The sequence below is a fragment of the Desulfotignum balticum DSM 7044 genome (assembly GCF_000421285.1).
GTDB lineage: Bacteria > Desulfobacterota > Desulfobacteria > Desulfobacterales > Desulfobacteraceae > Desulfotignum > Desulfotignum balticum.
In genome coordinates this window covers 3,668,970-3,683,497 of record NZ_ATWO01000001.1, presented here as the reverse complement: position 1 = coordinate 3,683,497, position 14,528 = coordinate 3,668,970, and the positions used below count along the sequence as shown (strand labels likewise).

The window sequence follows — 14,528 nt, the reverse complement described above, 5'->3', positions numbered from 1 at the left end:
TTTAAGACCGGTTGACTGACTGCCGGCAGGATTAACTGCCGGCAGTATTATCGCATCAGGCGGACGGCTCCTGGCGGATTTCATGGGCTTTGCCGTCCAGCACCACAAACAGGCGGTCCTCTTTTTCTTCCAGAAGACGGGCCAGTTTCATCAATGCCCGCTGGCCGAATTTGATGCAGTGCTCAGGGGTGTCAATATACAGGCTGTCGTCCCGGGTGAACAGCTGGGACGGGTCCAGGGGCAGGGTGTCTGTGGTGTTCAAAACCAGGGTTTGGTTGTCTTTCAAGTCCACCACAAACAGGGCCGTGTCTTCATAGGGAAAATACACTTTTTCTTCGCATCCGTCCCGGATCTGGTAGACGTGATATCCCTGATCGTCTTTGCGGATGGATTTATGAAAATAAGCGATAATTTTAGGGTGTTCAAATTTGCCGTGCTCATTATGCCAGATACCGTTTTTATCCATCCAGAAAACCGCGTTTTCCTTAGGAACGATAATCTGTTTCATGTCAGATGTCATATCAGCGACTCCTGTTGTCATCAAGATTAATATCTGTGAATGGTCTTACCTAAAAAAGCCGTGAAGAACAATAGAGAATCCGCATTTTTTTCGCATCCAGACCTGCCCGTGACTCAGGTGTTGCCGAAACTGTCTGCAGCCCTGGCACATCCCGGACGGGCCGTGCTCCAGGCCCCGCCCGGATCGGGAAAAACCACCCGGGTACCTCTGGCCCTGGTGGATGCACCCTGGCTGGCCGGAAGAAAAATTCTCATGCTGGAGCCCCGCCGTCTGGCAGCCCGGGCCTGTGCCCGGTTCATGGCGGGATTGTGTGGGGAGTCGGTGGGAGAAACCGTGGGATACCGGATCCGCATGGAGACACAAGTCGGCCCCCACACCCGGATCGAAGTGGTCACGGAAGCGATCCTGACCCGGATGATCCAGAATGATCCGGCCCTGGAAAAGGTGGGCCTGGTGATTTTTGATGAGTTTCATGAGCGCCATATTCACAGTGATCTGGGCCTGGCGCTGTGTCTGGAGTCGGCGGAGGTGCTGCGGCCGGATTTGCGGATTCTGGTCATGTCCGCCACCATGGATACCGATGCTTTGGGCGCACTTCTGGACCCGGTGGAAATTGTTACCTCAAAAGGCCGGCAATGGCCCGTGGAGACAATTTATCAGCCCCCGATTCCCGGCCGGTCCGGTCCCGGACCGTTCGGTTCTGTGCTGGCCGGGTGTGTGTCCGCCGTGCGCACGGCCATCTCGGATCACAAGGGCGATATTCTGGTGTTTCTGCCCGGGGCGGCTGAAATAAGGCGCATGGAACAGATGCTGGCAAAAAAAACCGGCCCGAATGTGCAGGTGTTTGCCTTGTCCGGCCGGCTGTCGTTTGAGCGGCAGCGGGCCGCGCTGGCACCTTCCCCGCGGGATCACCGCAAAGTAGTCCTGGCCACAGCCATTGCCGAAACCTCCCTGACCATCGAAGGAGTGACGATTGTGGTGGATGCCGGTCTGATGCGAAAGCCCATGTTTTTTCCGGGCACGGGCTTGACCCGGCTTCAGACCCTGCCCGTGTCCCGGGCATCGGCAGATCAGCGCCGGGGCCGGGCCGGCCGCACCGGGCCCGGCATCTGTTTCCGCATCTGGTCTGAACATGTACACAAGGGCCTGGTACCGTTTTCCCGGCCGGAGATCCTTGAACAGGACCTGACCGGGGTGGTCCTGGAACTGGCCCTGTGGGGAGTCCGTGATCCGGATACATTAAAATGGCTGGACCCGCCGCCGGCCCGCGCGTTTTCCCGGGCCATAGACCTGCTGCATCATCTGGGATGCCTGGATGATACAGGCAATATCACCCTTCACGGCAAAACCATTGCCGGCGCCGGGATTCATCCCCGGCTGGCCCATATGATTCTGAAAGCCGACCGGTCCGGCAACGGGTTTCTGGGCTGCTGCCTGGCCGTGCTGCTGGAAGAAAATCAGGACCTGCCCGGATTTTCCCGTGATCCGGATATCCGCAGCCGTCTGGAAATACTGGCTGTTTTTCAGCAAAACCGGAACATATCGCGCGGCCAATCACCCCAGAACCCGGATATGTGGGTTCACAGCATGCAGCGGGAACTGAAAAAAGTGCAAGCCCCGGCAAAAAACTGGCTGGCCGCATCCCGGCGGCTGGCCCGGAAACTGGCAATCCGTGACACGGCCATAGATCCGGAAAAAGCGGGCATCACCCTGTCACTGGGCTTTCCCGAGCGGGTGGCCGCCCGCCGGGGGCCGTTGTCGTATATCATGGCTTCAGGCAGCGGTGCGGTTTTTAACGCATCCAACACCGTGTCCATGCATGAATATATCCTGGCCGCCCATGTGGGAGGGCATCCTGAAAACGCCAGAATCTATCTGGCCGCCCCGGTCTGGTTGCAGGATCTGGAACAGGTGTGGGCCCATGAGATAAAAATTCGCGAATCCGTGATGTGGGATTCGGACAAGCAGGGGGTCCAGGCCATCAGCCGGACTTTTTTCGGACAGATATTGATCCGGCAGACCCCATTGCCGGACCCGGACCCGGAAGCCGTGCTAAACGCCATGATGGAGGGTATACGCCAGATGGGCCCGGCCGCACTGCCCTGGACCCGCAAACAGATGCAGTTTCGCCACCGGGTGTGTTTCTTGCGGGAACAGGCCGGGCTTTCCCGTTTTCCGGATTTGTCCGATGCCGGGTTGATGGAAACCCTTTCCTTTTGGCTGGGCCCTTTTCTGACCGGGGTCCGGTCGGCCCGGGACCTGAAACAGGTGGATCTGACCGGAGCGCTCACGGCATTGTTTTCCTGGGAGGACCGGCACCAGGTGGATATGCTGGCCCCGTCCCATATCACCGTGCCTTCAGGGTCCCGGATTCCGTTATCGTATGCGGACGGCAGTCAGGTGACGGGATCGCCGATTCTGGCGGTCCGGCTTCAGGAGATGTTCGGCGAGATCCGGACCCCGACCGTGGCCGGCGGCCGCATTGCCGTGACCCTGCACCTGCTGTCTCCGGCCGGCCGGCCGGTGCAGGTGACCAAAGATCTGGAAAATTTCTGGAAAAATACCTACAAAGAGGTGAAAAAAGATCTCATGGGACGATATCCCAAGCATTTCTGGCCGGACGATCCTTTGGCGGCCGTCCCGACCCGCCGGGTCAAACCCCGGTCGTGAATTCATGCTTTCCAAGGATCCCAGAGAAAGTGACTTTAAAAATAATTGATTTCCATGATAGGGTGCAGATGGTATATGTGGTTGCAGGAAAATGTAATTTTGAAAGAATGGGAAACAAAGGAAAACAGACCAGCCGTTCCTGGATTCCATTATATGGGAATCGCTGCGCCGGGCTTTCGGATATTTAACAAACATGCAGATTCTTAATACGATCATTCCGATATTCAGTGTAATCTTTCTGGGGTGGCTGGCCCGGCGAAACGGATATATTCCACCCCAGTTCATCGGACCCGCCAACCGGCTGGTGTTTTATTTCGCCATTCCCGCCATGGTGTTTGCCGCCATTGCCAAAGGGTCTTTGAAAACCGATTTTAATTCAGGTTTGCTGGGATGCACTCTGGCTGCGGTGGTACTGTCCTTCGGGCTGACCTGGGTGGCAGGCGTTGCGGCAAACATTCCCCGCCGGCGGTTCGGTACCTTTGTCCAGAACGCGTTTCACGGCAACCTGGGGTATATCGGCCTGGCTGTAGCGTTTTATTACCTGGGCCAGGAAGGGTTTGTCAGTGCCAGTCTGCTTATCGGGTTTATCATGATTTTGCAGAACTTTTTGTCTGTGATCATTTTGCAGTTTTACAGTGACAAAGATCCGTCCCGGAGCAGGGCCGGAATCGTGCTTTTCAAGATCATGGGAAATCCCGTGATCCTGTCCGCAGTGGCCGGGATCGGGTTTTCATTGACCGGGCTGCCATTGCCCATGGTGATCACCCGGACCCTGGAGATTGTTTCCGGCATGGCGTTGCCCCTGGCGCTTCTGCTCATCGGGGCCACCCTGAATTTTGATCTGATGAAAGTACAGCTTAAACCCGTGCTTCCCGCCGCCGGTATCAAACTGGGAATCCTTCCGGGAATCGGGATGGGGCTTTATTCTTTGTGGGGGATTTCACCGGACATTTATGTCCCCGGGTTGATTCTGCTGGCCTCGCCGTCCGCCACCATCAGTTATGTCATGGCCGTGGAAATGAACGGGGATGCGGATTTCGCCGTGACCGCCATTTCTTTGAGTACACTGCTGTCAGCCCTGACTTTTTTCATATGGCTGCATATGGTTTAAAGGAGTGTGGGGGGCCGTCTCTTGGCGGCCCAAATGGAGAAAATTTTTGAGACGTTTTTCGCCACCAAGGAGATCGGTGAAAACTCCTGGTAACAAATGTCTTGATTGCTGTTCATAGACCGGATATGCTGAAGGTGATATATGAAAAAGTTCAGATACATAGTGCTTTTCCTTGTGGCGGCATGGATGGGGATGATCACCCCGGTCTGTTCCTTTTCCGGTGAGACAGGCCCCCGGTCGGTGCTGATTCTGAATTCCTATCATGAGGATTTCAAATGGACCGCCTCCCAGGTGAGTGCCGCCAAAACGGTGCTGCACGATGCGCTTGAGGAAGTGGAACTGTTCGTGGAATATATGGACACCAAGCGGATCTATGATGACGGGTATCTGGATGCGCTGTTTCAGATATATCAGCGCAAATATTCCCGCATCGGCCTGGATGCCGTCATCACCACGGACGACAATGCCCTGAGGTTTGCCTTGGTCCACCGGTCCGACCTGTTCAAGGGGATTCCCGTCTCCTTTTGCGGGATCAACGATTATGATAAAGAATCCCTGGCCGGGCACCCCCGGGTCACCGGGGTGTTGGAGGTGCTGGACATCGGTCCCACCATCGATCTGGCCCTGGATCTGCACCCGGGGACCCGCCGGATCGCGGTGGTGGTGGACAGCACGCCTACCGGCATCGGACAGCTCAAGGATGTTCAGGCGGCGGCCCGAAAGTTTCCGGACATCGAGTTCACCTGGCTGCAGGGAAAAGACCTGTCCCATGAAGACCTGTTCAAGGCGCTTGAGACCCTGCCGTCGGACACGGTGGTGCTGCTGGCGGTGTGGCTGCGGGACCGGCATGACACCTACCTGTCCCCGGAACAGGGCGGTCCTCTGATTTCCAATCACAGTCCGGTGCCGGTCTATGGCATCATCGATATGTATTTCGGCACCGGGATCGTGGGGGGTAAACTGCTTAATTCCGCCACCCACGGCAGGATCGCGGCTGAAAAAGCCGTGACCCTGATGACCGACTCCCTCCCGGAACACCTGTCCGTGGTCAAAACCAGCATCAATCCCTATATGTTCGATTTCGCTCAGCTCAAGCGGTGGCAGATTTCCATGGACCGGCTGCCGGAGAACCGTGTGATCATCAACCAGCCGGTATCCCTTTATGACCGGCACAAAATCCTGATTTATTCCGTGCTGGGGGTGTTTGTCCTCCTGGTGGTGCTGATCGGGTATCTGGCCGTCAATATCGCCCACCGGAAAAAAGCGGAAGTTCTGTTGACCGCTTCGGAGCGCAAATGGCGGGATGTCCTGGTGAAAACGCCCCAGATCGGTGTGGGCTTAGACCGGAGCGCCACCATTGTGTTTGCCAACCATAGCCTGTTGAAACTGACCGGGTGGGCCGAAGCCGAAGTGATCGGGCAAAACTGGTTTGACCGTTTCGTCCCGGAACCGGTGAGAGAAGAGGTCCGGCAGGTGTTTGACACGGTCATGACCACCAGAGATACCCAGGCCCTGTCCAGTTATGAAAACGAGATTGTCACCCGGTCCGGGGAATACCGGTATATTGCGTGGTCCAATGTGGTGACCCTGGATACCCAGGGGGAGGTGGTGGACGTGACATGTCTGGGCATCGATCTGACCGAGCGCCGGACCTGGGAACAGGCGCTCCGGGAAAGCGAAGAGTCCCACCGGTCCATCCTGGCCGCCATGGATGATGCCATTTACATCACCTCACCGGATTTTCGTATTGAATACATGAATCCGTCCATGATCGAGAAAATCGGCCGGGACGCCACCGGGGAAACCTGTTTTCAGGCCATCCACGGCCTGAATGCCCAGTGCCGCTGGTGCCGGTATAACGAAGTCCTTGCCGGGCAGGTGGTCAAAACGGAATTCGACCAGCTGGAAGACGGCCGGACCTATTACATTTCCTATGCACCGGTGCGCAAGGCAGACGGGTCCGTGTCCAAACTCTCGGTTTACCGGGACATCACCGAGATGAAACAGCTGGAAATCCGGATGCAGCAGGCCCAGAAAGTCCATCGGCAGCCTGGCCGGCGGCATTGCCCATGATTTCAACAACCTGCTGTTTCCAATCATCGGCCTGTCCGAAATGATGCTGGCGGATATGACCCCCGGCACGCCGGAACATGAGAACACTCAGGAGATCCTGCGGGCCGGCCGGCGGGGCAAGGAACTGGTCAAACAGATCCTGACCTTCAGCCGCCGGAACGAATCTCAGCGTATGCCGGTCCGGTTTGATGTGGTCCTCAAGGAGGTGATCAAGCTGTGCCGGGCCACCATTCCGTCGGACATCTCCATCACCCGGGATATTCAGCCCGACTGCGGCATGGTCCTGGCCGATCCCACCCAGCTGCATCAGATCGCCATGAACCTGATCACCAATGCCTATCATGCGGTGGGCTCTTCCAGCGGCAAAATCCATGTGTCCCTGACATCGGTGACGGCCATGCCCCCGGATTTGGCGCCCCTGGTCGACAACACCGGCACTGCCCCGGCCCCGGGTCCTTATGTCCGGTTTTCCGTGTCAGACAACGGGTGCGGGGTGGATCCCGGGAGTCTGAAAAAAATCTTCGATCCCTATTTCACCACCAAGGAACCGGGCCGGGGCACCGGGCTCGGCCTGTCCGTGGTCCTGGGGATCGTCAGGCAGTGTAAGGGAGATGTCACGGTCCACACCAAACTGGGAAAGGGCAGCAAGTTCGATGTGTATCTGCCGGTCATTTCCGATGAGGCTGAAGAAGAACCGTCTGAAAAAAAAGAGCCGGTGCCCGTCGGAAACGAACACGTCCTGGTGGTGGATGATGAACCCGTGATCGTTCGGATGCTGCAACAGGCTCTGGAACGTTTGGGATACCGGATCACGGGATTTAGCGTGAGTCGGGAGGCCCTGGCAGCATTCAAAAAAAACCCGAGACAATTTGACCTGGTGCTGGCGGATATGTCCATGCCCGGTATGAACGGAGAACAGCTGGCCCAGGAAATGGTCCGGATCCGTCCGGATATCCCCGTGATCATCTGCACGGGTTTCAGTGAACGCTTGAACAGGGATATTGCCGCGGATCTGGGAATCAAAGGCCTGCTGCTCAAGCCGGTGATCCTGTCCGACCTGGCCGATATGGTCCGCCGGGTTCTGGACGGGGCGGATGAGCTGGTTGAGATCGCTTGAAACAGGGGTGCCGCTAACGAATAGACAGAAAAAAACGAGCTGGATGGAGAAAACAGGATGGATGACAGAGATAAAATGCTGAATGCGTTTGAACGCGCGCTTCTGGATGTGGACCGGCTGGCGGCCAGACAGGTGATGGAACAAAGGGGCCGGGATATGCGGCCCATACGATTTGTTGAAAAGGTGGTTCTGCCGGTTCTGGAACAGTTGGGTGCCGGTTGGCAGGACGGATCTCTGGCCCTGTCCCAAGTGTACATGGCCGGCCGGATCTGTGAAGAACTCATTGACGAGATGCTGCCGCCGGCAGATCCTTCCAGAAAAAATCAGCCCAGAATGGCCATTTGCATTCTGGAGGACCACCATGCATTGGGAAAGGTGATGGTATATGCGGTGCTGCGGTCCGGTGGATTCGATCTGCTGGATTATGGGGTGGTGGGCGTGGATGATCTTGTGGCCCGGGTACAGGCAGACCGGGTGGAGGTGCTGCTGATCTCCGTGCTGATGCTGCCTTCGGCTCTGAAAATCAAATCAGTCCGGCAGAAGCTGATGGATCGGGGGTGTGATGTGACATTGATTGTGGGCGGGGCCCCGTTCCGGTTTGACGATCAGTTGTGGCAGATGGTAGGCGCAAACGTCATGTGCGAAAACGCGTCAGATGTTGTTCCCGCCATTGAAAAAATTATGGAGGAAAAAACATGAACCAGGTATCGATGACAGCCATGCAGCGGGTTTTGACCACCCTGGGACACCGGGAGCCGGACCGGGTGCCGTTTTTTCTTTTGCTGACCCTGCACGGGGCAAAAGAACTGGGACTGTCCATCAAAACCTATTTTTCAACGCCTGAACATGTGGTGGAAGGACAGATGCGGCTGCTGGCAAAATACCGGCATGACTGCCTGTACAGTTTTTTTTATGCGCCCGTGGAAATCGAGGCATTCGGCGGCGAGGTAATGTTTATGGATGACGGACCTCCCAACTCCGGAGAGCCGGTGATCAAAACCCATCAGGACATCAGAAGCCTGACCGTGCCGGATGTTGAAAACACCCCGTGCCTGGCCCGGGTCCTGGCTGCCACCCGGGGACTCAGGGACCGTGTCCGGGATCAGGTGCCCATTATCGGGGTGGTGATGTCCCCGTTTTCCCTGCCGGTCATGCAGATGGGATTTGACCGGTACCTGGATCTGATGTTTGAGCAGCCGGACCTGTTTTCACACCTGATGAAAATCAATCAGGCGTTCTGCATCCAGTGGGCCAATGCCCAGCTGGCAGCCGGAGCCACGGCCATCTGCTATTTTGATCCCGTGTCCTCCACCACCATCACCACCCGAAAGATGTATTTGAAAACCGGGTTTGAGGTCGCTTGTCAGACCCTGGCACAGATCAACGGGCCCACCGCCACTCACATGGCCTCGGGCCGGTGTCTGCCCATTCTCCAGGATATCGCGGGCACAGGCACCGCCGCAGTCGGGGTCAGCTGCCTGGAGGATATCCGGGCCGTTAAAGCGGCCTGCAAAAACAAACTGACCGTGATCGGCAACCTGAACGGCATTGAAATGCGGCGATGGTCTGTTGAACAGGCAGAAAACCATGTCAAAGATCTCATTGCAAAAGCCGGTGCCGGCGGCGGGTTTATCCTGTCCGACAACCATGGGGAAATTCCGTTTCAGGTGCCGGATGAGGTGCTCATGGCTATTTCCGATTCGGTTCATCGATGGGGAAAATACCCGTTGCCCACGGATGTATCCGGCAAGGAGTGATACCTGAGATGCCCGAAGATACGAATCCCGCCCCAGGGACGGAAAAAGAACTGCACGCGGCCCGGCAGCTGATTTCCCAATATGCCATGGCTTTTGATCTGCTCACCCGAATCGCCCATGCTGCCACGGAAAAAGAGGTCATAGACAATATCCTTCAGGTGTTTGACCTGCTTTTTTCGCCCCAGACTTTGTTTTATGCGGCCCTGAACCATGACCGGCAGGTGGGCCGGGTCTATTTTCTGTCGCCGTTGAAAGATGCCGTGCCCGCCATTCAAGGCCGGTTGTCCGGTTTCAGCCGCAGATATGCCTGGACGGATTCGGGCAATGGATTTCAAATAATGATCCGTTATAATAAAACGGATCTGGGAGTTCTTGAAATCGATGATGTCCAGTTTCCTGATGAAAAGGAACGGTATTTAAGCTTCAGTCTTTCCATCACCGAGGTCTGCGGCCTGGCCATTGAAAATGCCAAGCGGTATCAGTTCATCCGGGATGCTGAAGATCAGCTGAGAACAGAAAAAGAAAAACTGGAAAAAGCACTGTCCGAGGTCAAGACCCTGAGCGGATTGATCCCCATCTGCAGCCACTGCAAAAAAATCCGGGATGACAAGGGATACTGGAACCAGGTGGAAGCCTATATCTCGCAGCACTCGGATGCGAAATTCAGCCACGGCATCTGCCAGGATTGTCTGCAATTGCATTATGCCGATTATATGCCAATAACCAAGGAATAACCTGCATCATATCCGGTGTGACAAATAAATTTTCCTTGACATACCCTGTTTTCCTATTCTAGTATAAGCGGATTGGGGTTGACAGGCAGGTGAAATTCGCCTGCGTTGACATTTAAAATTTGTGAAGGAGATTCAAACGATGAAAAAAATGATTCGCCGCAGTATTGCTGTGTTGTGCATGCTGGCTTTTGCCGGATCTGCCGTTTTCGCGCAGACCGCTTTTGCCGCAGACCTGCCTGAACTGAACCTGAAGGTGTCCCAGGCCATGATGCCCAAGACCAGCCTGACCCATCAGCTGATCGAAGAATTTGCCGCCAATGTCACTGAGCGGACCGAGGGCAAAGTGACTTTCAAGATTTTCGGCCCTGAGATCGGGGACTGGACCGAGCTGGAGCGCATGACCAAACGCGGGGCCGTGGATATGCAGTTCAATGCATTTGACACCGGCCTGGATGCCCGGTGGAACTTTTTCACCCTGCCGTTCATGGTATCCAACTGGGACCAGGTCAGAAAAGTGTTCAGCAAAGGCGGTATTATCACGGAACTGGGCGAAAAATGGGCTGAAGAAAAAGGCCTGTATTATTTAGGTCCCTGGCTGAACAACCTGGCCAGTTTGGGCATGCAGGACAAAGTGGTCACCAATGAAGCCGATGCCAAGGGTTTGAAAATCCGGGTGCCGCCCATTGATACTTATCGCTGCTTTGTGGATAAAATGGGGTTCTCTCCGGTAACCATTCCCTGGGCCGAAGCCCCGACCGCCGTGGCCACGGGCCTGGTGGACGGCTGGGTGGGTTCCGGGGCCGTGTACATGTATGACCTGTTCCGGGATGTGGCCAAAGTCATGGTCGTGACCTATGACAGTCCGGAAACCTGGCATGTCACATTCAACCTGGACAAATGGCAGAAACTGCCGGAAGCCTATCAGACCATCATTACCGAGGAAGTGGAAAAAGTCATCGACAAACATCTGGATCTGGTGGAAAAAGAAGAACTGGACAACCAGGCCAAGCTGGTCGAGGCCGGTTGGCAGATTGTGGTTCCCACGGACGAGGAAATGGCGGCATGGAAAGAAAACTGCCTGGAATGCTGGGACAGCTATGAAGAGATCGTCGGCAAGGAAAATATCGAAAAACTGCTGGAAGAAGTCAACCAATAGTCCGGTATGATTAATTTTGTGCTGCCGCCCGCAACTGGTTTTCGGGCGGCAGCGTTTTTTTAACGGCACCTGTATGAGATCCAAAAATGACACATGATACCATGAACGCCTCCAATCCCATTCACCGGGCCGGACTGATTCTGGTTAAGATTCAGCGGTTTTTTCTGTTTTATCTGTTTTTGGTACTGGTGGTGGCCATGCTGTTTGAGCTGCTGGTCCGGTTTTTTCTGAAACAGTCCATTTTCGGGCTCTCGGATTTCATCGGATTTGCATCCGTGTGGCTCTATGCCATCGGCGCGGCCCTGGCTTCCTATGACCGCACCCATATCAAGGCGGAATTTGTGAACGTATTTGCCAAATCCCCCCGGGTCAGAAATATGTGCCGGCTGGTGAGCGCCCTGGTTTCTGCGGGCATGTCTATGATCTTCACCAAATGGAGCTGGGATTTGTGCGTCTACAGCGTGTCCGTGGGAGAAGTCACCCAGGCCTATCCCGTGCCCAAGGTGATTTTCCAGTCTTCTTTTTTTGTGGGCGGCATTCTCATGGTGATCTATTTTCTGTGGGAAGCAGTGGACTGCTGGAATGATTTTAAAAACAATGCATGACCGGTTTGAAAAACAGACCCGTCCTGCTCCAGAATATCGAATATAGAGGAATCCCATGGAATTTGTTCTGATCGGTTTTGCCGTCTGCCTGGTGCTCATTGTCATCGGTGTGCCCGTGGCCATGGCTTTCGGGGTGCTCACGGTCATGCTGCTGTATTTTTTCGGGCAGGATGCCGGGTATCTCATTGAAGTCACTTATAAAAAAGTGGATTCGGTCATCTTGTTTGCTGTGCCGTTGTTCATCCTGTTCGGCACGCTTTTGGATGCCACCGGGCTGGCCAAGCGGCTTATCGACTTTGTCAATCTGCTGATGACCCGGTTCCGCAGTGCCCTGGGCGCCGTCACCGTGGTGACCACGGCGTTGTTCAGTTCTATTTCCGGCACGGATTCGGCCGCCATCGCCTGCATCGGCACGGTCATGATTCCGCGCCTGGTGGCCAAAGGGTATCACCGGGGCCATGCCACAGCTCTGGTGGCATGTTCCGGTATTTTAGGCCAGCTGGTGCCCCCCAGCGTACCCATGATTTTTTACGCCATTATCACGGGATCTTCTATTTTAGGGGTGTGGTTCGCCACCCTGGGCCCGGCCATTCTCATTGTGATCATGTACTGCTTTCTCAATGCCTGGGCCGTGCGGAAAATGCCCATTGTACCGGAAGAAAAATTTGATTCTTTCGGCGAACAGATGACGCATATCACCAAAGCCGGGATTCACTGCATACCGGTGCTGCTGCTGCCGTTTTTTATTTTCGGCTCCTTGTATTCAGGGTTGATCACGCCCACGGAAGTGGCGCTGATCGGGGTGTTTTATGTGCTGGCGTTGGGATTCTACTACCGGGCGCTGACCTGGCAGGAGATCAAGATTGCCGCCATCAGCACGGCGGTCATCAGCGGGGCCGTGACCCTGATGTTCTATTTCACGGAAACCACCAGCAAGATTTTGATCCTGGAAGGGATCACGGATGAGCTGGGGGCCTGGGTGGTGGCCAACTCCCCGAACCAGGCCGTGACCCTGTTCATGCTCAACATAATTTTGCTGCTCCTGGGTATGATGATGAATGATCTGTCCGGCACGGTCCTGTCCGCAGGCCTGTTATGGCCCATTGCCTCAGCTGCCGGCGTGGATCCCTATCATTTTGCCGCCATCACCGGGGTGAATCTGGGATTGGGCACGGTCACACCGCCCACGGCACCGATGCTGTTTCTGGCGGGCCGGATCGGTAACAGTTCAGCGGAAGAATATATCAAGCCGGCCCTGGTGCTGATGATTGCCGGGATGGTGCCGGTGCTGCTGATCACCACCTACTGGCCGGACCTGTGCCTGTTCATTCCCAAAGCATTGGGGTTTATTAAATAAGAAATTTGAATCAAAGGAATAATTCAACGGAAACCGGGCCGGAAGTGTGCCCGGTTTTTATTAACGCAACAAAGATATCGTAAGGATGATTATCAATGGAAAACAAATATGATGCCATTGTCATCGGCGCCGGCATCATCGGCGCCTGCACCGGATTCGAGCTGGCCAAAAAAGGCCTGAAGGTGCTCAATGTGGACAAACTGCCGGAAGCGGGCCATGGCTCCACCTCAGGATCATGCGCCATTATCCGGCTGCATTACTCCACCCCGGACGGGGTGGCCATGGCCAGAGAAGGCTATTTCTACTGGGTGGATTGGGCCAAATACCTGGGCACGGTGGATGAAACCGGGCTGGTGAAATACATCAACACCGGGTGCATGGTCATGAAAACCGAAAAAAACCACAACCTGGAAAAGGTCAGGGCCGCCCTGGATGAACTGAGTGTGCCTTACTGGGATTTCGGGCCCAAAGAGATCACGGAACTGCTTCCCATCCTGGACACCCGGGGATTCGGTCCTCCTGCGCTACCCAGTGATGCGCGTTTCGGCACCCCCACCCGGGATGCCATTGCAGGCGCCCTGTATATTCCTGAATCCGGGCTGATTTCCGATCCCAAACAGTCCACCCACAACGTGCAGCGGGCTGCCGAAGCCAGGGGCGGGAAATTTCTGTTCAATGCAAGGGTGGCCGAGATCCGGAAAAAAGACAACCAGGTCCAGGGCATTACGCTGGCGGACGGCACACAGATCGATGCCCCCGTGGTGATCAACGTGGCCGGACCCCACTCGTTTCAGATCAACCGCATGGCCGGTGTGGAAGATGAGATGAACATCAAGACAAGGGCCCTGCGCCAGGAGGTCTGCCATGTGCCGGCCCCGGAAGGATTTGACTACAACCATTTGGGCACCATTATCTCGGACGGGGATGTGGGCTGCTATTCACGGCCGGAAGTGGGCAACCACATTCTGATCGGGTCTGAAGATCCGGAATGCGATACCCTGGAATACATCGATGATCCGGACAACTACAACACCGACTTCACGGAACAGTGGACCACCCAGGTGATGAGAGAGGCCCAGCGGATCCCGGACATGCGCATTCCCAACAAACCCAGCGGCATCGTGGACCTGTACGACTGCACCGACGACTGGATCCCCATCTATGATAAATCCAGCCTCAACGGATTCTACATGGCTGTGGGCACCAGCGGAAACCAGTTCAAGAACGCCCCTGTAGCAGGCGCGCTCATGGCCCAACTGGTGCAGGAAGTGGAAAACGGCCGGGATCATGACAAAGACCCCGTGCATTTTACCATGAAATACACCAAACGGCCCTGCAACATCGGGTTTTATTCCCGGTTGCGCAAAATCAATCCGGATTCCAGTTTTTCCGTGATCGGATAAATGCCGGTATAAAACCATGAAGCAC

12 protein-coding genes are annotated in these 14,528 nt (G+C 55.5%); 11 read left to right on the top strand and 1 reads right to left on the bottom strand.

The window, feature by feature from the left end; all coding sequences use genetic code 11:
* Nucleotides 1-55: 55 nt before the first annotated feature.
* On the bottom strand, nt 56-520 hold the full coding sequence (locus K365_RS0118560) for a hypothetical protein (RefSeq protein WP_024335790.1): 465 nt from the start codon (nt 518-520) through the stop codon (nt 56-58).
* A gap of 39 nt (nt 521-559) precedes the next feature.
* Here K365_RS0118560 and hrpB point away from each other — a divergent pair, with 39 nt between their 5' ends.
* The 11 genes from hrpB to K365_RS0118500 all read left to right on the top strand — a co-directional run bounded on the left by hrpB (nt 560) and on the right by K365_RS0118500 (nt 14,503).
* On the top strand, nt 560-3,190 hold the full coding sequence (gene hrpB / locus K365_RS0118555) for an ATP-dependent helicase HrpB (RefSeq protein ID WP_024335789.1): 2,631 nt from the start codon (nt 560-562) through the stop codon (nt 3,188-3,190).
* A 193-nt stretch (nt 3,191-3,383) separates the two neighbouring features.
* Nucleotides 3,384-4,301, top strand: coding sequence for an AEC family transporter (locus tag K365_RS0118545; RefSeq protein ID WP_024335788.1), 918 nt, complete (start codon nt 3,384-3,386; stop codon nt 4,299-4,301).
* Nucleotides 4,302-4,442: 141 nt separating this feature from the next.
* Nucleotides 4,443-6,374 (top strand): PAS domain S-box protein, encoded by a 1,932-nt coding sequence (locus K365_RS26780; protein WP_051147869.1) that lies wholly within the window; start codon nt 4,443-4,445, stop codon nt 6,372-6,374.
* Nucleotides 6,343-7,491 (top strand): response regulator, encoded by a 1,149-nt coding sequence (locus tag K365_RS25960; protein ID WP_337833254.1) that lies wholly within the window; start codon nt 6,343-6,345, stop codon nt 7,489-7,491. The genes K365_RS26780 and K365_RS25960 overlap by 32 nt, the downstream gene beginning before the upstream one ends.
* A 57-nt stretch (nt 7,492-7,548) precedes the next feature.
* Nucleotides 7,549-8,190 carry a cobalamin B12-binding domain-containing protein gene (locus tag K365_RS0118530; protein ID WP_024335787.1) on the top strand — a complete coding sequence of 214 codons (642 nt, stop codon included), beginning with the start codon at nt 7,549-7,551 and terminating at the stop codon, nt 8,188-8,190.
* Nucleotides 8,187-9,248 (top strand): uroporphyrinogen decarboxylase family protein, encoded by a 1,062-nt coding sequence (locus K365_RS0118525; protein WP_024335786.1) that lies wholly within the window; start codon nt 8,187-8,189, stop codon nt 9,246-9,248. The genes K365_RS0118530 and K365_RS0118525 overlap by 4 nt, the downstream gene beginning before the upstream one ends.
* 8 nt (nt 9,249-9,256) lie before the next feature.
* The gene (locus K365_RS26775; RefSeq protein ID WP_024335785.1) at nt 9,257-9,982 is read left to right on the top strand and encodes a hypothetical protein; all 726 of its coding nucleotides are present in this window, start codon (nt 9,257-9,259) and stop codon (nt 9,980-9,982) included.
* Nucleotides 9,983-10,121: 139 nt separating this feature from the next.
* A complete protein-coding gene (gene dctP / locus K365_RS0118515; RefSeq protein ID WP_006968709.1) occupies nt 10,122-11,138 on the top strand; it encodes a TRAP transporter substrate-binding protein DctP in 1,017 nt (338 codons plus the stop codon).
* 86 nt (nt 11,139-11,224) lie between these two features.
* Nucleotides 11,225-11,743: a TRAP transporter small permease gene (locus K365_RS0118510; RefSeq protein ID WP_006968708.1), complete on the top strand. Its 519-nt coding sequence runs from the start codon at nt 11,225-11,227 to the stop codon at nt 11,741-11,743.
* A gap of 55 nt (nt 11,744-11,798) precedes the next feature.
* Nucleotides 11,799-13,100 (top strand): TRAP transporter large permease, encoded by a 1,302-nt coding sequence (locus K365_RS0118505; RefSeq protein WP_006968707.1) that lies wholly within the window; start codon nt 11,799-11,801, stop codon nt 13,098-13,100.
* Nucleotides 13,101-13,195: 95 nt separating this feature from the next.
* Entirely contained in the window at nt 13,196-14,503 is a 1,308-nt protein-coding gene (locus tag K365_RS0118500) for an NAD(P)/FAD-dependent oxidoreductase (RefSeq protein WP_024335784.1), read from the top strand.
* Nucleotides 14,504-14,528 lie beyond the last annotated feature (25 nt).